Annotated in this window: 17 protein-coding genes and 1 pseudogene; 4 read left to right on the top strand and 14 right to left on the bottom strand. The window is 62.1% G+C overall.

Translation table 11 applies throughout. The features are described from left to right. The first annotated feature begins 459 nt into the window (after positions 1–459). Positions 460–744 (top strand): hypothetical protein, encoded by a 285-nt coding sequence (locus ACZYGA_RS02995; protein WP_077375371.1) that lies wholly within the window; start codon positions 460–462, stop codon positions 742–744. A 138-nt stretch (positions 745–882) separates the two neighbouring features. On the opposite strand, the gene ACZYGA_RS02990 is transcribed toward ACZYGA_RS02995, so the two are convergent. The 11 genes and pseudogenes from ACZYGA_RS02990 to ACZYGA_RS02940 all read right to left on the bottom strand — a co-directional run. Next, complete coding sequence (locus ACZYGA_RS02990; protein ID WP_217622059.1) at positions 883–1,893, bottom strand: lipid A deacylase LpxR family protein; 1,011 nt, start codon at positions 1,891–1,893, stop codon at positions 883–885. Positions 1,894–2,425: 532 nt separating this feature from the next. Further along, the gene (locus tag ACZYGA_RS02985) at positions 2,426–2,938 is read right to left on the bottom strand and encodes an outer membrane lipoprotein (RefSeq protein WP_077375365.1); all 513 of its coding nucleotides are present in this window, start codon (positions 2,936–2,938) and stop codon (positions 2,426–2,428) included. A 394-nt stretch (positions 2,939–3,332) separates the two neighbouring features. After that, on the bottom strand, positions 3,333–4,643 hold the full coding sequence (gene aceA, locus ACZYGA_RS02980; RefSeq protein WP_077375362.1) for an isocitrate lyase: 1,311 nt from the start codon (positions 4,641–4,643) through the stop codon (positions 3,333–3,335). Between the two features lie 192 nt (positions 4,644–4,835). Then, positions 4,836–5,609, bottom strand: a complete 774-nt coding sequence (locus ACZYGA_RS02975) for a hypothetical protein (RefSeq protein ID WP_176493511.1) — start codon at positions 5,607–5,609, stop codon at positions 4,836–4,838. A gap of 365 nt (positions 5,610–5,974) precedes the next feature. Beyond that, positions 5,975–6,406 (bottom strand): GNAT family N-acetyltransferase, encoded by a 432-nt coding sequence (locus tag ACZYGA_RS02970; RefSeq protein WP_077375356.1) that lies wholly within the window; start codon positions 6,404–6,406, stop codon positions 5,975–5,977. After that, positions 6,403–7,656 carry a cupin domain-containing protein gene (locus ACZYGA_RS02965; RefSeq protein WP_077375354.1) on the bottom strand — a complete coding sequence of 418 codons (1,254 nt, stop codon included), beginning with the start codon at positions 7,654–7,656 and terminating at the stop codon, positions 6,403–6,405. Before ACZYGA_RS02965 ends, ACZYGA_RS02970 begins: the two co-directional genes overlap by 4 nt. Before the next feature lie 320 nt (positions 7,657–7,976). Then, positions 7,977–9,344 carry an adenylosuccinate lyase gene (purB, locus tag ACZYGA_RS02960; RefSeq protein ID WP_404625779.1) on the bottom strand — a complete coding sequence of 456 codons (1,368 nt, stop codon included), beginning with the start codon at positions 9,342–9,344 and terminating at the stop codon, positions 7,977–7,979. Positions 9,345–9,494: 150 nt separating this feature from the next. Then, positions 9,495–10,130, bottom strand: coding sequence for a high frequency lysogenization protein HflD (gene hflD, locus ACZYGA_RS02955; RefSeq protein ID WP_077375348.1), 636 nt, complete (start codon positions 10,128–10,130; stop codon positions 9,495–9,497). After that, positions 10,127–11,308: a tRNA 2-thiouridine(34) synthase MnmA gene (gene mnmA / locus ACZYGA_RS02950; protein WP_404625777.1), complete on the bottom strand. Its 1,182-nt coding sequence runs from the start codon at positions 11,306–11,308 to the stop codon at positions 10,127–10,129. The genes hflD and mnmA overlap by 4 nt, the downstream gene beginning before the upstream one ends. A gap of 173 nt (positions 11,309–11,481) precedes the next feature. Further along, complete coding sequence (locus ACZYGA_RS02945; protein WP_136938838.1) at positions 11,482–11,931, bottom strand: NUDIX domain-containing protein; 450 nt, start codon at positions 11,929–11,931, stop codon at positions 11,482–11,484. 203 nt (positions 11,932–12,134) lie between these two features. Next, a pseudogene (locus ACZYGA_RS02940) lies at positions 12,135–12,737 on the bottom strand (pseudouridine synthase); the annotation flags it as partial. A 100-nt stretch (positions 12,738–12,837) separates the two neighbouring features. On the opposite strand from ACZYGA_RS02940, the gene icd reads away from it, so the two are divergent. From icd to clpA, 3 genes are all read left to right on the top strand, one after another. After that, positions 12,838–14,100 carry an NADP-dependent isocitrate dehydrogenase gene (gene icd, locus ACZYGA_RS02935; RefSeq protein ID WP_065392420.1) on the top strand — a complete coding sequence of 421 codons (1,263 nt, stop codon included), beginning with the start codon at positions 12,838–12,840 and terminating at the stop codon, positions 14,098–14,100. 316 nt (positions 14,101–14,416) lie between these two features. Further along, on the top strand, positions 14,417–14,818 hold the full coding sequence (clpS, locus tag ACZYGA_RS02930) for an ATP-dependent Clp protease adapter ClpS (RefSeq protein ID WP_077375336.1): 402 nt from the start codon (positions 14,417–14,419) through the stop codon (positions 14,816–14,818). A 33-nt stretch (positions 14,819–14,851) separates the two neighbouring features. Then, complete coding sequence (clpA, locus tag ACZYGA_RS02925; RefSeq protein WP_077375333.1) at positions 14,852–17,116, top strand: ATP-dependent Clp protease ATP-binding subunit ClpA; 2,265 nt, start codon at positions 14,852–14,854, stop codon at positions 17,114–17,116. Positions 17,117–17,851: 735 nt separating this feature from the next. Here clpA and infA read toward each other — a convergent pair. The 3 genes from infA to aat all read right to left on the bottom strand — a co-directional run bounded on the left by infA (position 17,852) and on the right by aat (position 20,068). After that, the gene (gene infA / locus ACZYGA_RS02920; protein ID WP_024953359.1) at positions 17,852–18,070 is read right to left on the bottom strand and encodes a translation initiation factor IF-1; all 219 of its coding nucleotides are present in this window, start codon (positions 18,068–18,070) and stop codon (positions 17,852–17,854) included. Between the two features lie 351 nt (positions 18,071–18,421). Next, on the bottom strand, positions 18,422–19,225 hold the full coding sequence (locus tag ACZYGA_RS02915) for an arginyltransferase (RefSeq protein ID WP_084207979.1): 804 nt from the start codon (positions 19,223–19,225) through the stop codon (positions 18,422–18,424). Between the two features lie 120 nt (positions 19,226–19,345). Beyond that, entirely contained in the window at positions 19,346–20,068 is a 723-nt protein-coding gene (gene aat / locus ACZYGA_RS02910; protein WP_077375328.1) for a leucyl/phenylalanyl-tRNA--protein transferase, read from the bottom strand. Positions 20,069–20,246: the final 178 nt, after the last annotated feature.

Here is a 20,246-nt window from a genome sequence, read left to right as displayed (position 1 = left end):
GTGACGCCCTGAAGGAGGCTTTTCAACCCGGTCCCCGAATTTTTTCTTGCCTGTTGCCCCGGGTGAGACTACACGCCTGCGCGAGCTTCCAGGGCGGGAAGGCGACGGGCATGGAGGAGAGAGGGGCTTGAGGGAAGATTGAGGGAAGAAGGAAAGGGGGAGGAACAGGAGAGAAGAAAGAGGAGAACACGAGAGAAGAAAGGGGGAGCTGGCCGCGCTTCGCTGTACGAGGCAGGGCAACTTCAGGCGCCAATCACGGTCTCATGACCAATGACCGACAATGGTTGGTGCTGTCCGCTTGCGAGGGCATCGGGGGGCCGTTACTCTGCCTGTTCAGACTGCGAATTCTGACGCGGGCCTTTCGTTACCGGCTCCGCTCGCAAGGTCTGCCCCGTGGCCGCTGGCGGGAAACGACAATCACATGTTCCATGCGACCCTATCTTTCAGGAGAGAATTTCGATGACCGTGACACTGATCTGGCTGGTGAGCTTCGCCGCGCTCTTCATGCTGTGCTTGAACCGTTGGGAGGGCTCGCTGGGTGCCACCGTCAAGCGCATCCTGCCGGATGCCCTGAGCATCGACAGCGGTGATCGCTATGTCTGGGGCGCAGCGCTTGCCGTGCTGGGCGCTACTTTCATCGTCAACCCCATTTCCATGCTGATGGCGCTGATCATGCTGGCACTGATCGCCTTCATCGGCGGCAAGCTGATCTGCTGGGGCATGAGCAAGGTCAAGATGCACTGATCTGCCTTTATCATCCCGGGAGGCTTCAGTCCGCGTGTGACGCGCTGATCCGTTGCCTCCCACGGACACACGAAGGCCGGGCATCTGCCCGGCCTTCGTGTGTCTGGCACGCCTGTTCTCACCGTCGGTCTCTGGTCTTCACAGCCAGGTGGAGAGCGTGATGGAGCCGAACTGATCGCTTTCCTGTTGGGTCTCGAATTCGTGCGTGCGCCAGACGTTGACGAAGGCGAGCTGCCAGCGCTGCCAGCTCAGGGCAAAGCCGAGCTGGACATCTCCTACCAGCGGGCGACGGTCCACCGAGTCACTGTCCTCAAAGCTGTTGCCGTCCAGCAGCATGTTGCGCGCCACGGCACGGCCTTCCAGATTGGCGAACAGATACCAGGCGAATTCACCATCCGGCTCGAAATACTGACGCCCGCTCTGGGAGGGAGCGACGGTCGGGATGCCGTAGCTGCGTGACAGTCCCTGGCCGATGCGCACACCGCCCCCCACGCCAGCGTAGGTATACAGGTTGCCCAGCGCCATCGAGGCAGAGGGGCCGTACTCCATTTCCAGGCCCCCCAGGCTTGCCGGCAGCCACAGCTGGCTCTGCCAGCCGGCATTGACCACGGCTTCATTGTGAAGCTGATGGTCCCAGCCCTGCGGGTCATCACTGCCGGTGATCTCGTGGACTCCCTTCTGCGCCTTCTCGGCACCTGAAGCGGGACCGACGATGCCGAGATCCAGATTGAAGGTATCGACCCGTCGCCAACCCTCTCCCTCTTCACCGGCGAACAGCGAAAGGCCACCGAACAGATAGCCCGCATAGGGGCGATCATCCTCGTTTGGTTGCTCGCGAGTGATGTCGTTGGGGGTATAGATCTGCTGTCCGAAGCGATAGGCCGTGGCATCCAGACGTGCAGCGCTGAAACCGGGCACCCAGTCGGCGAAGGCGCGAGACCAATGCTGATCCGGTGTCGCGAAGGTATAGCTCAGCGCAAACCCATTGGTGTAGTGGCCGTCATCGCCGGAGGCGAGAAGGTCATTCTCGACCTTGAGAGACAGCACGCCACCCTCGTCCTCATCGGCTTCCACGATGGGGGCCAGCGCCACCGCGCCGAGCATGATCAGCGCCAGCCCCAGCCGTCGCGTGGAGAAGGCGGGAGCCATCTGCGGGACATGGCGGGTGACGATAGCCGTACACGGACTCTCATCACCAGAACAGCGGTGTCCGTGGGAGGAACAGGTCAAGGATGACGCGCTGCAAGGCGTCTGGCGGGCGCTCTGAGGAGAATCTGTAGGACGGGCAGTGACGGGACGCATCGCAACTCCTGGGACGAAAAGTTGTACACAGAGTCTAGTTAAGCTGCATGTGTGTAACTTTGCACAAAAAATCACGATTTCATAGCCTGTTAATCAATAGATGACCAATGGATCACTCCGTACGGCGCGCCGCTCATGCGTGAGGAAGCGAAAGAGAGAGCAAGGGGAAGAGAAAGAGAGAGGAAAATATCGATACGCCAGCGTCAGGCGCGTGCGAGGGACCAGGCAAGCGCATGAATAGCGGGAAGGCGAGGGCAGCAAGCAAAGCCGCAAAATTGCAGGAGCCTCTTGAGTGCAGAGAGGCCTGCAACAGAAGTCGTTCAGGGAGGGGAGACACTGAATGGCTGGCACCCGGCAAGGGCACCAGCCATCAAGAGGATCAATACGGGGCGACGCTCAGGTTGGCACCGTAGCCGACCAGGCGGACACGCTGGCCAACCGAGAAGGCGGTATCGGCCTTCTGGACGACGATGAGGCTGTCGCCAGCATCGCGGCGCACCTCGATCTCATAGGCATCGATCTGGTCGACGTTGTCGGCGATCGACTTGCCCGCGACGCTACCGCCGATGGCACCGGCGGCGGTCGCGATCGCGCGGCCGGAACCGCCACCGATCTGGCTGCCGAGCAGGCCGCCGACGACGGCGCCACCCAGGCCGCCAAGCACGCCGCTGCCTTCATCCTGTGCCTGGATCTGCACCGGGCGCAGCGAGGTGATGGTGCCGTAGCTCACGGACTGTGCGCGCTTGGCCTGATCGCCGGTGTAGACGTTGCCGGAATAGATATCGCTGTTCGCGCAGCCACCCAGTGTCAGCAGGCCAATGGCGATCACTGGCAACCAGCGTGCCGAGCGTTTCGCGTCAGGACGTCGTTGTGAGTGGGTCGGGAAGCTCATGGTGTATTTCCTCGCAGGAAGCGGTGCAACATTCGGTTGTGATGAGGTCATGGGGTGTGGAGGCCGATGACGACGGATGAGAGAAGCTGGCTGGCACGTCCGTTGGCCGCCACCGTGTCGTTGCGCTGTCGAGGGCCGAGGCAATGCCCCCGTGACAGTGCAAGAACACTGTTTCCTAACAGTATAGACCACGCCGCCATTCTCGGGTTCCCCTGCACGCCATCCCGGGCGGGAGCACCCGTGCCACTGTTGCGTCGCGCCCCATGCACCGAATTCTGGAACGACGAAGACACGCAAGCCCGCGTGAACGGGCTTGCGTGTCTTCGGATGGTGACCCTCGGTCAAGTCTCTGTCTCGCCGAGGGTTGTCTGCTGTCTGCAGGGAAGTGCTGGGATCAGAACTGGTCTTCCTCGGTAGAGCCGGTGAGGGCGGTGACGGAGGAGTTGCCACCCTGGATGACATTGGTCATGTCATCGAAGTAGCCGGTGCCGACTTCCTGCTGGTGTGCCACGAAGGTGTAGCCCTTCTCGGCGGCGGCAAATTCGGCTTCCTGTACCTTCTCGACGTAGTGCTTCATGCCTTCGCCCTGGGCGTAGTCGTAGGCGAGATCGAACATGTTGAACCACATGTTGTGGATGCCGGCCAGGGTGATGAACTGGTACTTGTAGCCCATGTCCGAGAGTTCCTGCTGGAACTTGGCGATGGTGGCGTCGTCGAGGTTCTTCTTCCAGTTGAAGGAAGGGGAGCAGTTGTAGGCCAGCAGCTGATCCGGGTATTCCTTCTTGATCGCTTCCGCGAAGCGGCGTGCTTCCTCGAGGTCCGGCTTGGCCGTCTCGCACCAGATCAGGTCGGCGTAGGGCGCGTAGGCGAGACCGCGTGCGATGGCCTGATCCAGGCCGGCATTGACGCGATAGAAGCCTTCGTCGGAGCGCTCGCCGGTCAGGAACGGCTTGTCGTAGTCGTCGACGTCAGAGGTGATCAGGTCAGCGGCGTTGGCATCGGTACGCGCGATGACCAGCGTCGGCACGCCGGCCACGTCAGCGGCCAGACGCGCGGCGACCAGCTTCTGCACCGCTTCCTGGGTCGGCACCAGCACCTTGCCCCCCATGTGACCACATTTCTTGACCGAGGCCAGCTGGTCCTCGAAGTGCACGCCGGAGGCGCCCGCGCGGATCATGGCGGTCATCAGCTCATAGCCGTTGAGTACGCCACCGAAGCCGGCCTCGGCATCCGCCACGATGGGCGCGAAGTAGTCGACGAAGCCGGCATCGCCCGGATTGGCCCCTTTTTGCCATTGGATTTGGTCGGCGCGACGGAAGGTGTTGTTGATGCGCTTGACCACGGTCGGCACGGAATCCACCGGGTAAAGGGATTGATCCGGGTACATGGCCTCGCTGGTATTGTTGTCAGCGGCGACCTGCCAGCCGGACAGGTAGATGGCTTCGATACCGGCCTTCACCTGTTGCATGGCCTGGCCACCGGTCAGGGCGCCAAGACAGTTGACGTAGCCCTTCTTGGCATCACCATTGACCAGTTTCCAGAGCTTTTCGGCACCACGCGTCGCCAGGGTGTTGGCTTCCTGGACGGAGCCGCGCAGGCGCACCACATCCTCTGCGGAATACGGGCGTGTCACGCCTTCCCAACGTGCATTTTCGGCCCAGTCCTTTTCCAGCGCTGCAATCTGTTCGGCACGTGATTGAGTCATGGTGCATCTCCTGATGGCTTCGTCGCAGGGCCTCGAGGGCGCCTGGCATGTCGTGGTGTCTTGTGTCTGTTGCCGTGTCATCTGGTGAATCAGGGCGGGACCTGGTCAGAGACTGGCGTGCGGAAATGTCGTGAGACCCTCCGGGCTGCCTGCCGCTCATCGCCGCCAAGCGCTATCCATCATTTGTCATTGTCATCGTGGGATAGCGAGATCATCGTTTGTTGTTGTGGGTCTTGAAGTCGTGTCGGTCAGGCGAGTTCTCTCGAGCAGTACCTGATGGCAGCCCTCGCGCATCTCAGGATGAGGCTGCAGAGTCAGACGCTCGAGCCAGGGCTGCAGGAAGTAGAGGCTGGCCTCCAGGACTGGCACCGTGCAGTTCGCAAGTCTTGCCGTGACGCGGGGAGGGCGGCCATCCGGCGCTCTGAGGCGTGCGATGAGTTCCCCCCAGCAGAGCGCTTCTCGCACACTGCCGATGTGAGCGATATCGAGCCCGGCATGGCGTTCGCCGCGATGCCGCGCGGCGGCCAGCGTCCAGAAGGCCAGCGGGAGGGGGCGTCCGGCGATCATGAGCCCCTTCACGGCTTGCTCGAGCCCGGGTAGCGCGAGGCGTGAATCAGCCGCCAGTCCGTCACCCTGACGTGCCACCTGCCAGGTGTCGTCGCGCAATCCCGGCTCCGGTCCCGTCGACGCCGGCTGCGAGGTCCCATCGAATCGTTGCCATTGCCAGTCGTTGCCTGCCAGGTGCCAGCGCTTGTCACGGCTCAGGTGACAGATCGTCTGTGCCTGTGCAGCGGTCGGTTCTGGTGGAACGCTGGGCAGGAGGTCGATCATCGGGCGAGCCAGTCTGGCGAGGCGTGCCTGCATCTCTCGGGAGTGCCACAGCTCACTCTGGGCTTCCTCCAGTGGCTTCCCCGTGATGCCACTGGTGGCGCTGCGTCCCGGCACATGGCTGCTGACGTTGGCCATGGAGCTCCCGCTGGATGTGGCAAGCGTTGCAGAGGGTATGCCATGCATGGGGAGGCCTCCTGATTGGCGATGCCGCAATGCAGCGTGATGGGGATGACTCCTAGCATCGCTGTGAATCATCGCGTTGTCTTTCATTCCTTGGTCGTATTAAAACGCCCGTTTCATAACGTTTCAACGCTGAGGATAATTCGCATGACAAACGAGTGTTTTAATATTTTCAATATCATCATCATGTCAGGTTTCATGGGCCCTGGGGAATGATGACTTGGTCACGTTTCACGTTGTAGCCAGACTACAAGATATTTGAAGGCATAAAAAAACCGGCCCCCACAGGGAGCCGGTTTCTGGTGACAAAACGTCGCTTTTCAGTTGAGAATCAAGCGCATGCTGCGGTGCGGTATCCCGGCATCGATGAATTCCTCACCGAAGGCCGTGAAGCCCAGGCGTTGATAGAATTCCAGAGCGTGGATCTGGGCATCGAGCAGTACCTCTGCGTGACCCGCCTGGCGAGCGGCATGAATGGCCGCCTCCATCAGGCGCAGACCAAGCCCCAGCCCCCGTGCCTGGGAGAGCACGGCGACGCGACCGACATGGCCATCCGGCAGCAGGCGAGCGGTCCCGACGGCACGCCCTTCAAGACGTGCCAGGAAATGGACGCACTGCTCGTCGCGGCCGTCCCATTCCTCGTCCTGCGGGACCTGCTGCTCTTCGATGAAGACCACGCGACGGATCTCGCTGGCCTCATCGGCGAGGGTCTGCCAGTCACCGCGTTCCAGACTGATCATGGCGTCACTCATGCGTCATCTTCCTCCTCGTCCTCTTCGTCCTGCAGGTCGCATTCCAGAATCAGACTGCCGCGATTGACCAGCGCCGTGAGCAGGCTGACCACGGCCTTGCGATCAAGGTCGGCCGTCGTGTAGTCAAGCAACACCGCCGTCAGGCGTTCGCTGGAGGCCAGCGCTTCCGCGAGCGCCGGGGTCGCGGGGACGCCATCGCCATCGACGAACAGGGTGCTGGTGTCATTCTCACCGTGACGGAAGGCGAAGCGCGAGCCCAGCGAGCGCACCAGTACGCCTTCATCTTCCAGATACTCGACCAGTTCATGCGTCTTGAGCGCCGGCTCACGGGCGGCGAGCTGCTCCAGATACTTGGGCTGGGTCATGTAGCGACCGAACCACTGGGCCAGCTGGGCCGGGTTGTCCAACGTGCTGAGCAACAGTTCGCGTACGCGCTCGAGCGAGGCGTCGTCCAGCTCGCCGGCATTGGCGACCGGTGCCATGCCCTGGTCACGGTAGCGCAGCGATTCCGGCAGGCTGGCGCCCAGGTAATCGGCATAGGAGGTGACGACTTCATCGGCGGAAGGGGCACGGAAGCCGACCGAGATGGTCATGCAGTCATCGGACTGGCTGACGCCGTGGTGGGCCAGACGCGGCGGCACGTAGAGCATGTCGCCCGGCTCCAGCACCCAATCCTCGCCCGGCGTGACCTCGAAGTGCTTGAGGATGCGCAGGTCGATGCCATCGATGATCTCGGCGTCATCACCGTGCATGCCGCCCAGCTGCCAGTGACGCTGGCCTTGCGCCTGGAGCAGGAAGACATCGTAGTTGTCCAGGTGCGGACCGACGCTGCCGCCGGTGGGCGCGTAGCTGATCATGATGTCATCGAGGCGCCAGCGCGGCAGGAAGGTGAAGGGCTCGAAGAGGGCAGCGACGTCCGGGACGTAATGGTCCACTGCCTGCACCAGCAGGCTCCACTGGCTGTCGTCCTTGGCGTCGAGACGCGCGAAGGTGGCGTCATCGAAAGGCCCGTGGCTGACCTGCCAGGCCTTGTCGGGACCATGCTCTTCCACCAGGCGTGCCTCGATGCCGTCCTCGCAGGCCAGTCCCGCCAGTTCATCGGCTTCCAGCGGCGTCTCGAAATCCGCGAAGGCGCCGCGAATCAGCAGCGGCTTCTGCTGCCAGTAGTCGCGCAGGAATTCGCGGATGCTCAGGCCGCCCAACAGTGCCAGTGGCGTGTCGGTGTCGTGGGGGGCGGGGGATGTGCTCATGCAGAACCTCTCGAACGTGAGCCGCGGCCCTTGGTGGGCCTGCGTGTCTCGCGATGACGTCGGTGAAGCCGCTTCCGGTTGGCTGGCGGCAATGCGATCCATGCCGGCCCGCGTGGGACGTGACATGTCGTGCGCACTGACGTGGATGCGTCAGTGGTCGTGAATTCATGGTCGTGAATACATGGTCGTGCAACGAGCGCCGCATGCAGCGCGTCGCCTGATGTCTGCTGTCTGATGTGTAATACGTGATACGTGATACGTAATGCATGACGCCGGAGCAGAGGCCCCGGCGTCATCTGACATGCAATGCGCAATGTCGCTTAGAGCGCCTTGGCCTGTGCAATGGCGTTGCCAATGTAGCTGGCCGGGCTCAGAGCTTTCAGCTCGGTCTTGACGTCTTCCGGCAGTTCCAGCGTCTCGATGAAGGCGGCGAAACCGGCCTGGTCGATGCGCTTGCCACGGGTCAGCTCCTTGAGCTTCTCGTAGGGCTTCTCGATGCCGTAACGACGCATGACGGTCTGGATCGGCTCGGCCAGCACTTCCCAGCTGTTGTCCAGATCCGCGTTCAGGCGTTCCGGGTTGGCTTCCAGCTTGCTGATGCCCTTCAGGGTCGCCTGGTAGGCGATCAGACCCTGTGCCAGACCGGTACCGAGATTGCGCAGTACGGTGGAGTCGGTCAGGTCACGCTGCCAGCGGGAGATCGGCAGCTTCTGTGCCAGATGGCCCAGCACGGCGTTGGCGATGCCCAGATTGCCTTCGGAGTTCTCGAAGTCGATCGGGTTGACCTTGTGCGGCATGGTGGAGGAGCCGATCTCGCCGGCCACGGTGCGCTGCTTGAAGTAACCCAGCGAGATGTAGCCCCAGACATCACGATCGAAGTCGATCAGGATGGTGTTGAAGCGGCAGACGGCATCGAACAGCTCGGCGATGTAGTCGTGCGGCTCGATCTGGGTGGTGTACGGGTTGAAGGTCAGTCCGAGGCTCTCGACGAAGGTTTCGGCATTGGCCGCCCAGTCGATGGCCGGGTAGGTGGTCAGGTGGGCGTTGTAGTTGCCCACGGCACCGTTGATCTTGCCGAGCATCTCGATGCGTTCGATCTGGGCCAGCTGACGACGCAGACGCGCGGCGACGTTGGCCATTTCCTTGCCCAGGGTGGTCGGGCTGGCTGTCTGGCCGTGGGTACGCGACAGCATCGGCTGTTCGGCGTGCTGGTGAGCCAGTGCGACGATGGCCTCGGTCACTTCACGCATCTGCGGCAGCAGCACGTTGTCCAGACCGCCACGCAGCATCAGGGCGTGAGACAGGTTGTTGATGTCTTCACTGGTGCAGGCGAAGTGGATGAATTCGGTGACGGCGTTGAGCTCAGCGTTGCCCTCGACCTTCTCCTTCAGGAAGTACTCGACCGCCTTCACGTCGTGATTGGTGGTGCGTTCGATGTCCTTGATGCGCTGGGCATCCTCGACACTGAAGTCGCTGACGATGGCGTCCAGCACGGCGTTGGCTTTCTTCGAGAAAGCCGGCACTTCAGCGATCTCGGCGTGGGCGGCCAGGCGCTGCAGCCAGCGCACCTCGACGGTGACACGGGCACGGATCAGGCCGAATTCACTGAAGTGCTCGCGCAGGGCCTCGGTCTTGGCGCCATAACGGCCATCGACAGGAGACAGAGCGGTGAGGGCGGACAGCTGCATGATGAGAATCTTCCGATGGTGGCAGGACAGGACGTGCTGCCAGTTCAAGTGTCTCGGAACCCGCTTGACGGGTTCCAGCGTTGTTGAAGCGAATTCGGGGTGTGCGCGGTGTTGCCTGGCGGGCGTGCTGCCGGCCTCGGCGAGCCGGCATCAGTCCAGCTGGCGCAGGGATTTCTTGAGCGCGGAGCGCTGGAAGATCAGCTTCCAGCGACGGCCGCCCTGCTGGTCCCACAGCAGCGCGAAGCGTACGCCGGCCAGCAGGGCGCAACGGATGCGCTCTGGCATCATGCGTTGCTGCAGCAGACCGGGATCGCCCTGCACCACGATCCGGTAACGGAAGGTGGAGAGGGTCTGCTGGTAGAGCTCGCCGAGGCTTGCGATCACGTTCTCGTGGGTCGGCCCGAAGTGCTCGGCCTGGCCCTGGATACGCGTCAGGCCTGCCCCCAGCTTGTCCAGCATGTCCGGGTCCTGCTTGAGCTTGCTCATCAGCATCACCAGCGAGAAGCCATAGCGCATCACCACAGGGGAGACCTGACGCCGATCCATCACCGCACTCACGGTGTCGATGCCCAGGCGCAGGCGGTTGTGATGCCCGCCGTAGATGGCCTCGAAGCTTTCCGGGTTGGTGTCCAGAGTGGCGTTGACCAGGGTCTCCCAGGCGCGCTCATCGCACTGGCCATGACGGGCGAGCTCATCGACCAGCGCGGCCGCCTGGAAGACGCCCGCCAGCGAAAGCGCCTGGCGGGTGGTGGTATCAGTGACGGGACGGATCGGCACGCTGGTCATTGCGCGGCAGACTCCTCGGGGCCAGAGAGCGGGGCGGCGGCCATGCTGCTGGCCGCTGCCGGAAGTTTCCAGGCGGCATCGATCACGCCGCCACCCAGACAGATGTCGCCGAAATAGAAGACGGCTGACTGACCGGGCGTGACGGCACGTTGTGGCTCATCGAAGCGTACCTCGACACGCTGGCCGTCATTGACGATCAAGGTCGCGGCCTGATCTTCCTGACGGTAGCGATTCTTGCAGCGGATACGCAGTTCGCCGTTGGCATCGGCCGCGGGCGGCTCGCCCGCCACCCAGTCGACGGACTCGGTGCTCAGGACCTGGGTGTAGAGCAGCTCGTGGTGCTTGCCCTGCACGGCGATCAGCACGTTGCGCTCCAGATCCTTGGCACAGACGAACCAGGGAGCGTCCGGATGGTTGCGCAGTCCGCCGATGCCCAGGCCCTGGCGCTGGCCGAGGGTGTAGTACATCAGGCCCATGTGCTCGCCGATGACCTCGCCGTCAGGCGTCTCGATCTTGCCCGGCTGGGCCGGCAGGTACTGCTTGAGGAAGTCGGCGAAGCGTCGCTCACCGATGAAGCAGATACCGGTGGAGTCCTTCTTGCGCGCGGTGACAAGCTCATGCCTCTCGGCGATGGTCCGCACTTCGTGCTTCTCCAGTTCTCCCACCGGGAACAGGGTGCGCGCGATGGCGGACTCCGGCACGGCGTGCAGGAAGTAGCTCTGGTCCTTGTTGGTGTCCAGGCCCTTGAGCAGGCGCGCACGACCCTCACGCACGCCGCCACGCACGTAGTGGCCGGTGGCGATCAGCTCGGCACCCAGCATCTCGGCATACTCGAGGAAGACCTTGAACTTGATCTCCCGATTGCAAAGGATGTCGGGATTCGGCGTGCGACCGGCCTTGTACTCGGCCAGGAAGTGCTCGAAGACATTGTCCCAGTACTCCGCGGCGAAGTTGGCGGTATGCAGCTTGATGCCGAGCTTGTCGCACACGGCCTGGGCATCGGCCAGGTCTTCGATGGCGGTGCAGTATTCGCTGCCGTCATCTTCGTCCCAGTTCTTCATGAACAGGCCTTCGACCTGGTAGCCCTGCTCCATCAACAACAGGGCAGAGACAGAGGAGTCGACACCGCCGGACATGCCGACGATGACCTTGGTTCCGGTACCGGTTTCAGCGGTCATCAGTTCTCTCGTCACCCGCGTGGCCGCGAGTCGTCACAAACAGGGGAGGCGGCGGATACGTCATTCTGGCACCGCTTGATTGACCGCGATTATACCTGAAGGCGTGGGTGGGATTCACCCCGCCTGCAGCCTCTGACGCACGGCAGGCGCCTGAGCGGTCACCAGGGCGCGCGTCAATCGTGGATGACGTCGAGCGGGAAGCGCTTGCCACGCAGGCTGTCGCGGATACGGCGGGTCACCAGCGGGCTGCGCAGACGCCCCATGGCCTCCAGCTGCTCGATTTCCTCGAGAGTCAGCCAGTGGGTCCTGACGATGTCAGGGTCGAGTGGCGTGTTCAGGTGCTCCAGCGCCGCTGCCTCGAAGCCATGCGAGTGGAAATGGGTGCCATCCTCGGCAACGTGCACGTACAGGCCAAGATAGCCTGTCAGCAGGATACGCCAGGCCGTTTCCTCACGTACCTCGCGCTGCACGCCATCAATGATGCGCTCGTGAGGCTCGAGGTGGCCGGCCGGCTGGTTGAACAGCGTCGCGGGGCCGCCCTTGTCCTCTTCGACGATCAGGTAGCGCCCGGCGCGTTCCACGACACAGGCAACGGTGGCATTCGGGGTCCAGCGTGCAGCCATCAGGATTTTCTTCCTTTCTTGTGGGAGGGGGGGCGCGAGGAGGAGGGACGCGAAGATCCGCCGCTGCGTTTGCCTGCGGCTGCCTTGCCCGACGCTGGCTTGCCGTCGGCATGGTGGCCGGCCTGCCTGTCGGACTGTCGAGGCTTGCGCTTGTCGGCACCCCTGGTGCTTTGCTTCGGCCCCGAGCCGTTCTTGCGCTCCCCGGGGCCGCCAGCGTTCCTGCCACGAGCGGGCGGGCGCGCCTTACGTGGCGGCACGGGCATCTCGACCTCCTCGCTGCGCCACTTGCCGGGTGCCAGGCCATCGAGCTTCCAGGGGCCGATGGCGGCTCGGACAAGGCGCAGTGTCGGCAGACCGACATGTGCGGTCATCCGGCGTACCTGTCGATTGCGACCCTCGCTGATGATGATCTCGAGCCAGTGGGTGGGAATGCTGGCACGAAAGCGCACGGGAGGTTGCCTTTCTGGCAACGCCGGTGGGTCGATGAGCCTGACCTTGGCCGGTCGGGTCATGCCATCCTTGAGCTCCACGCCGGCTCTCAGCGCGGCGATGGCCTGCTCATCAGGGGCGCCTTCCACCTGCACCCAGTAAGTCTTGGGTTGCTTCTTCTTCGGATGTGCGATCTGGTGGGAGAGCGCGCCATCACTGGTGAGCAGCAGCAATCCTTCCGAATCATAATCGAGGCGTCCGGCGGCATAGACATCCGGCACGTCGATGAAGTCCGCGAGGGTCTGACGGCCTTGATCGCGGTCGGTGAACTGCGTCAGAACGCGGTAGGGCTTGTGTAGCAGATATATGAGAGACATGGTTTAGACTTTTGTCGCGGCTGCCGTATAAGCCTACTGTGAGAAGCGGCACGGGTGCTATACTCGCGCCTCCACTGAATCCATGACAGGGGAGTTATCAATGGGGTTCCAGAAGATTGTCGTCCCGGAAGGCGGTGCCAAGATCACCGCAAATTCCGACAATACCCTCAACGTTCCGAATAATCCGATCATCCCGTTCATCGAAGGCGATGGTATCGGCGTGGACGTGACTCCGGCCATGAAGATTGCCATCGACGCTGCTGTCGAAAAGGCCTATGGCGGTGAGCGCAAGATTCACTGGATGGAAGTCTACGCCGGTGAAAAAGCCACTCACGTCTATGACGCTGACACCTGGCTGCCGGAAGAGACTCTCGAGGCTGTCAAGGATTACGTCGTTTCCATCAAGGGTCCGCTGACCACTCCGGTGGGCGGTGGTATTCGCTCCCTGAACGTCGCGCTGCGTCAGAAGCTTGACCTGTACACCTGCCTGCGCCCGGTGCGCTGGTTCACGGGTGTGCCGAGTCCGGTCAAGAAGCCGGCCGACGTCGACATGGTCATCTTCCGTGAAAACTCCGAAGACATCTACGCAGGTGTCGAATGGAAAGCGGGAACGCCGGAAGCCGACAAGGTCATCAAGTTCCTGCGCGAAGAGATGGGTGTCACCAACATCCGCTTCCCGCAGAACTGCGGTATCGGCGTCAAGCCGGTGTCCGAAGAAGGTACCAAGCGTCTGGTCCGTCAGGCTGTCCAGTACACCATCGACAACGACCGTGAGTCGCTGACCCTGGTGCACAAGGGCAACATCATGAAGTTCACCGAAGGTGCCTTCAAGGACTGGGGCTACGAAATCGTCAAGGACGAGTTCGGCGGCGAGCTGCTGGATGGCGGCCCGTGGATGACCTTCAAGAACCCGAACAACGGTAAGGACATCGTGGTCAAGGACGTCATCGCTGACGCCATGCTCCAGCAGATCCTGCTGCGTCCGGCGGAATACGATGTCATCGCTACCCTGAACCTGAACGGTGACTACCTGTCCGACGCTCTGGCGGCGGAAGTGGGTGGTATCGGTATCGCGCCGGGTGCCAACCTGTCCGACACCGTCGCCATGTTCGAAGCGACTCACGGTACTGCACCGAAGTACGCTGGTCAGGACAAGGTCAACCCGGGCTCCGTCATCCTCTCCGCCGAGATGATGCTGCGTCACATGGGTTGGGTCGAAGCCGCGGATCTCGTGCTGAAAGGCGTCGAGAAGGCCATCGCCAAGGGCGAAGTCACCTATGACTTCCATCGCCTGATGGACGATGCCAAGCTGCTCAAGTGCTCCGAGTTCGGTCAGGCTGTCGCTGACAACATGGATGCCTGAGATCCGACACTTGTCTGACCGGGACTGACGTTCCGTTTCAGGCAGTGCAGGGTTCTCAGAAGAAGGCCCCCGGACGTGTCCGGGGGCCTTCTTGCGTCTTGAGATGTCGTTTCGTCTTCCAGGAGACGACATTCCGGCGCGCTTTGCGCCCGCTCGTGAGCACACTTGAGCGCAGGGCGCTTGCATCATGCGCGACATGCCCTCATCTTTTCCTTATCCCATCAACGTCAATGCCCGGCGATGGAAGTGGCCTTCCGTCGTGGCGCGTTGAGGCAATCAGCTTCGCCACTGCTTGTGTTCACCGGATCAGCCCCTTATGTTCAAGACAGACACATCGTGCAGCAGCTTCTCTTTCTCGCAGCTGTTGCGGATCAGGAATCAGGCTCCCTCGGCACAGGAGCCGTCGCACCAGGAGGATCAGGATGGCGATCTGGCGTTCGCTACCGCTGAGCCCGAACTGGCGCCACCGCCCATGTACAAGGTCGTTCTGCACAATGATGACTTCACGCCGATGGATTTCGTCGTGGAGGTGCTGACCACCTTCTTCAACAAGGATCAGGAGCAGGCAGTACAGATCATGCTCGCTGTCCATCATCAGGGAAAAGGAACCTGTGGCATCTTCAGCCGCGACATCGCGGAAACGAAATGCCACCAAGTGAATCAATATGCTCGAGAGTGCCAGCATCCGCTGCTGTGCGACATCGACCGGGCGGAGTGATCCGTCCAAGACGCGGCCTAGAGGGGACTTGCCATGTTGAGCAAAGAACTTGAACTGACCCTGAACACGGCCTTCACCGTGGCACGTTCCAAGCGCCACGAATTCATGACCGTGGAACACCTCCTGCTGGCACTGCTCGACAATGCCTCCGCTTCGGACGTCTTGCGCGCCTGCGGCGCCAATCTGGACAAGTTGCGAGTCGACCTTCAGGACTTCATCAACTCCACCACCCCGCTGATCCCGGAAGAGCAGGAAGACCGCGAGACGCAGCCGACGCTGGGCTTCCAGCGCGTGCTTCAGCGTGCTGTCTTCCATGTCCAATCCTCCGGCAAGAGTGAAGTGACCGGCGCCAACGTGCTGGTGGCCATCTTCTCCGAGCAGGAAAGCCAGGCGGTCTACTTCCTCAAGCAGCAGAATGTCGCGCGGGTCGATGCAGTCAACTACATCGCCCACGGCATTTCCAAGGTGGCGGGTCACACCCAGGCGCCTCAGGCGTCGGTCGAGAGCGAGGAAGGCGAGGAGAGCAGCAGCGAGAGCGGCAACAGCCCGCTGACCAACTACGCCACCAACCTCAACGACCAGGCACGTCTGGGCAAGATCGATCCGCTGATCGGCCGTGATGAAGAACTTGAGCGCGTGGTGCAGATTCTGGTGCGCCGTCGCAAGAACAACCCGCTGCTGGTCGGCGAGGCCGGTGTCGGCAAGACCGCCATCGCGGAAGGTCTCGCCAAGCGAATCGTCGAGGAAGACGTCCCGGAAGTCATCAAGGAAGCTGTCGTCTACTCGCTGGATCTCGGCGCGCTGCTGGCGGGTACCAAGTACCGCGGTGATTTCGAGAAGCGCCTCAAGGCTCTGCTGGCGGAGCTGCGCAAGGAACCGAACTCGATCCTGTTCATCGACGAGATCCACACCGTCATCGGGGCGGGGGCGGCGTCCGGTGGCGTGATGGATGCCTCCAATCTGCTCAAGCCGCTGCTGTCTTCCGGTGAGCTGCGCTGCATCGGTTCCACCACCTTCCAGGAATTCCGCGGCATCTTCGAGAAGGACCGTGCGCTGGCACGTCGCTTCCAGAAGGTCGATGTCATGGAGCCGTCGGTGGACGACACCATTCGCATCCTCAAGGGGCTGCGAGGTCGCTTCGAGGAACACCATGCCCTCAAGTACACCGATGCGGCGCTCGAGACGGCAGTGCGACTGGCGGATCGCTACATCAACGATCGTCAGCTGCCCGACAAGGCCATCGATGTGATCGATGAAGCCGGTGCCCACCAGCGCCTGCTGCCGGAGAGCATCCGTGTCGATACCATCGATACCGAGCAGGTCGAGGCGATCGTCGCCTCCATCGCCCGCATTCCGCCGAAGACGGTCTCCAGCTCCGACAAGAAGCTGCTGTCCAATCTCGAGCGCGATCTCAAGATGCTGGTGTTCGGGCAGGACGACGCCATCACCGGGCTGTCCGCGGCGATCAAGCTGTCGCGTGCAGGCCTCAAGGCGCCGGACAAGCCGGTCGGCAGCTTCCTGTTCGCTGGCCCGACAGGCGTCGGCAAGACCGAGGTCGCTCGTCAGCTGGCGGCGCTGATGGGTATCGAGCTGGTGCGCTTCGACATGTCCGAGTACATGGAGCGTCACACCGTCTCGCGCCTCATCGGGGCACCGCCGGGCTACGTCGGTTATGACCAGGGCGGTCTGTTGACCGAAGCCATCACCAAGCAGCCGCACTGCGTGCTGTTGCTGGATGAGATCGAGAAGGCACACCCGGAAGTCTTCAACCTGCTGCTGCAGGTGATGGACCACGGCCGCCTGACCGACAACAACGGTCGCGAAGCGGACTTCCGCAACGTCATCCTGGTGATGACCTCCAATGCGGGTGCCGAGCAGGTGGCGCGTCGCTCCATCGGCTTCAAGCACCAGGACCATTCCACCGACGCCATGGAAGTCATCCGCAAGACATTCTCGCCGGAATTCCGCAACCGTCTGGATGGCATCATCCAGTTCGGCGCGCTGGATCTCGCCGTGGTGCGCAATGTGGTCGACAAGTTCCTGGTCGAACTGCAGGCGCAGCTGGATGAGAAACGCGTGCAGCTGGACGTGGCGGATGAAGCGCGAGACCTGCTGGCGACTCTGGGCTATGACCCGGCAATGGGGGCTCGTCCGATGGCGCGCGTCATTCAGGAGAAGCTCAAGAAGCCGTTGGCCGAGATGATCCTGTTCGGTGATCTGTCGGAGTCCGGTGGTATCGTGCATGTCACGGTCGATAACGGCGAACTGCACCTGGAGACCGAAGCTGAAATGGCCTGAGGGTCGCCCCGTCTCGTGATGTATTGATGCCCCGCAGCATCATCACAATGAACGGTCAGTGCTCAGGCACTGGCCGTTTTCTTTTGCCCGCAAGAGCGCATTTGCGCAGTGATTCCGCTCCGCCGAGGGTCAAATGCCGACAGCAGGGTCCATGGCGGAAAGGACGGCCGATGGTGCAGCCAAGACAGAGGCAAGAGAAGCAAGAGGGCAAGGGAGCGTGAGCCAGGTGCGTGAACAAGGAGTATCTGCAGCCAGCCAGCAAGGTGCCAGTCAGCAAGGAAGAAGAGGGGGTGAGGACGGATTACGCAGAAGGGGAAAGGTGAAAGGCGCCCACGCCAAGGCCTCTGCCGCAAGGGCAGCGTGTCATGGCAGGGGCGGGGGCATGGATGAGCCGCTTGTCCTCATGGGATGGGAGCGAAGGCCAGGCGGGCGTTCGGGACAGGACGCATCCACGGGGCAAAGCGGCATCATCGGAATACTCTGGCGCGCACCATCGAGACGCGCCTTCAATGTCACGAGGAGTCGTGTCACGAAGGGCTGGTGGTGCGCTGTTCCGGGTCCGAGCGGGGGGATCAGGCAGGAAAGGCTTCCATGTCTGAAATGCCAGGACGGCCGGTTCAGCCAGCCGGTGTCACAGGGAGCATTGGCAAGTGGGGTGAGGGCAGATCTTGATTTGCCATGCCCCCGCAGCCTGATGCTCGATGTCGAGTGACCGGCAAGGCAGTCAGACCGTGCTCAGCGCGAACGGTAGACGATACGGCCCTTGGACAGGTCGTAGGGAGTCAGCTCAACCTTGACCTTGTCACCGGTCAGGATGCGGATGTAGTTCTTGCGCATCTTGCCGGAGATGTGTGCGGTCACGATGTGGCCGTTTTCCAGTTCTACACGGAAAGTGGTGTTCGGAAGGGTGTCGACGATGACGCCTTCCATTTCAATATGATCTTCACGCGCCATATAGGCTGATCCTCATCTGATACAGGGAGTAATGCGGTGGGTTCCGAGCCATCCGCGCACAGAAAAGTGCCGGATTCGGGACTTCGATACGCGATATTGTGCCGCAAGGGCGGCAGCAAGGCAAAGTCGAAGCGAGATTGTACGCTCCTTGAGCGCTCGTGGGCAGGCCGCAGGAGCGATAAAATCGTATCCAGTGCCACCGACAGGTTCCGCTGGTGGCAGGGGCTGCCCCTGTCCACTCTCGAGCTTCCCTTTCGAATCCCCTCTCGAGAACCCGCTGCACCGAGGTTGGGCAGCGGCACTGCCATGAGGTTCCCCATCCTTTCAGGAGCGGGAAGGCGAAGGCGGGCCCTAGGCGTCGCGCTGCAGGCTGTCACCAGTCTTGATGAGGCTCAGGGGGAGGTGAGTATCATGGAAGCTGAAGGGGATCCGACGACGCCAATGGCTGCCATCCAGGTATTCCAACGGTTGGAAATGCTGCTTGTAGTTCATCTTGCGGCAATCCCGTATCCAGTAGCCCAGATAAAGATGCGCCAGAGCCTCCCGGCGCGCCTGCTCTATCTGCCACAGTACGGCGTAGGTGCCGAGGGAGCGCGACTGGAAGGCTTCATCGGGGTCGTAGAAGGTGTAGATGGCGGACAGCCCATGGCTCATGCGATCCATGGCCGCGACCGCCACCAGCCTGCCATCGAGCCGGAAGCTGATCAGGCGTGCATATTCATCGCGTGACGTCAGAAAGGTACGGTATTGCTCGTGGCTTGGCGGGAACATGTCGCCATCGGCGTGACGGCTACGGATATAGTGCGCATACAGACGATAGTGTTCGGGATCGAACAGTGCCGGGCCTTCCTCGATGGTGAGATCGGCATTGCGCTTGAGCAATTTCTTCTGGGTACGGTTGGGCGTGAAGTCGGCGATGGGGACTCGTACCGAGATGCAGGCGCGGCAATCGCCGCAGTGCGGTCGATAGAGGTGTGAGCCGCTGCGACGAAAGCCGAGCAGAGCCAGAGCATCATAGACGCCGGAGTTGGGCGCTTCCTGTGGGTCGAGGAACAGCGTGGTCGCCTGGCGTCCTTCCAGGTAGCTGCAGGCATGGGGCACGGTCAGGAAGAAGCGCAGATCGCGTTGCGGTTGTTTGGGGGTATTGCTGCTCACCTTCGCTTCATCTCCCTCACTGCATCAGTGTGGACGCCGGCAGCCCATCGTCGGTGATGACCTGCGCCAGGATGGCGGTATCGTTCCAAGGACCTGATGACCTTCACCTTGCGATATGGCTCACAGGTCTTGATTGCCGTGTTTCAAGGGCTCGGTTGTCAGTGACCACTTGCCCTCATGCCCTTCGCCAGTGGCATACTGGTCAAGATAGCTGATGAATTCGCTGCGAGCGATGCTGCAAGCCCCAAGGCTCTCCAGGTGCGGGGTGTGCATCTGGCAATCGATCAGCGGAAAGCCGCGTGCTTCAAGTTCACGGCACAACACGACCAGTGCCATCTTCGAGGCATCCGTGGTGCGAGAGAACATGGACTCACCGAAGAAGACCCGGCCACAGGCCACGCCATACAGGCCGCCTACCAGGCTGTCACCCTGCCAGACCTCGACGCTGTGGGCGTGACCCATGGCATGCAGAGCGATGTAGGCCTGCTGCATTTCTGGCAATATCCATGTGCCGGCCTGCCCCTCACGGGAAATGCTGGCACAGGCATCGATGACGCCGGTAAAGTCGCGGTCGATGCTGAAGTGGAACCCGCCATTGCGCAGGCGTTTGGCCAGACTGCGACGTACGCGCACCTCCTCGGGTCTCAGCACCATGCGCGGGTCTGGCGACCACCACAGTATCGGGTCACCCGGGCTGAACCAGGGAAAGATCCCGCGAGGGTAGGCCGCCAGCAACCACTCGGGGCTGAGGTCGCCGCCCGCGCACAGCAGGCCATCGGGGTCGCTCAGCGCTTCGCTGGCATGCGGGAAGCGTACGGGGGCAGGAGGAAGCCAGGGCAGCATGGGCAGTCTCTTGTTGGATCGTGAACAGCTCAGTGCAATGCGCTCGTGACACCTGGATGTCATGGGCAGACGTGAATCGGCAATTGTGACGTCACTGCCATCGGATGGTTATGATAACCGGCTGAAGGTACATGGAAAATCGCCCACAAGGTGCAAGGGGGATGGCGACTTGACTGCC

This window comes from Cobetia sp. BL01 (genome assembly GCF_056493605.1).
Note: the sequence above shows the minus strand (reverse complement) of the source record. Positions and strands in the feature narration are given on the sequence as shown.

Coding starts and splice junctions, on each gene's coding strand:
- aceA (WP_077375362.1), bottom strand. CDS start 4,643: ATGACTCAATCACGTGCCGAACAGATTGCAGCGCTGGAAAAGGACTGG.
- ACZYGA_RS02990 (WP_217622059.1), bottom strand. CDS start 1,893: ATGGCTCCCGCCTTCTCCACGCGACGGCTGGGGCTGGCGCTGATCATG.
- infA (WP_024953359.1), bottom strand. CDS start 18,070: ATGGCGCGTGAAGATCATATTGAAATGGAAGGCGTCATCGTCGACACC.
- ACZYGA_RS02970 (WP_077375356.1), bottom strand. CDS start 6,406: ATGAGTGACGCCATGATCAGTCTGGAACGCGGTGACTGGCAGACCCTC.
- hflD (WP_077375348.1), bottom strand. CDS start 10,130: ATGACCAGCGTGCCGATCCGTCCCGTCACTGATACCACCACCCGCCAG.
- ACZYGA_RS02975 (WP_176493511.1), bottom strand. CDS start 5,609: ATGGCCAACGTCAGCAGCCATGTGCCGGGACGCAGCGCCACCAGTGGC.
- ACZYGA_RS02985 (WP_077375365.1), bottom strand. CDS start 2,938: ATGAGCTTCCCGACCCACTCACAACGACGTCCTGACGCGAAACGCTCG.
- icd (WP_065392420.1), top strand. CDS start 12,838: ATGGGGTTCCAGAAGATTGTCGTCCCGGAAGGCGGTGCCAAGATCACC.
- ACZYGA_RS02965 (WP_077375354.1), bottom strand. CDS start 7,656: ATGAGCACATCCCCCGCCCCCCACGACACCGACACGCCACTGGCACTG.
- aat (WP_077375328.1), bottom strand. CDS start 20,068: ATGCTGCCCTGGCTTCCTCCTGCCCCCGTACGCTTCCCGCATGCCAGC.
- ACZYGA_RS02995 (WP_077375371.1), top strand. CDS start 460: ATGACCGTGACACTGATCTGGCTGGTGAGCTTCGCCGCGCTCTTCATG.
- clpS (WP_077375336.1), top strand. CDS start 14,417: ATGTTCAAGACAGACACATCGTGCAGCAGCTTCTCTTTCTCGCAGCTG.
- ACZYGA_RS02945 (WP_136938838.1), bottom strand. CDS start 11,931: ATGGCTGCACGCTGGACCCCGAATGCCACCGTTGCCTGTGTCGTGGAA.
- clpA (WP_077375333.1), top strand. CDS start 14,852: ATGTTGAGCAAAGAACTTGAACTGACCCTGAACACGGCCTTCACCGTG.
- purB (WP_404625779.1), bottom strand. CDS start 9,344: ATGCAGCTGTCCGCCCTCACCGCTCTGTCTCCTGTCGATGGCCGTTAT.
- mnmA (WP_404625777.1), bottom strand. CDS start 11,308: ATGACCGCTGAAACCGGTACCGGAACCAAGGTCATCGTCGGCATGTCC.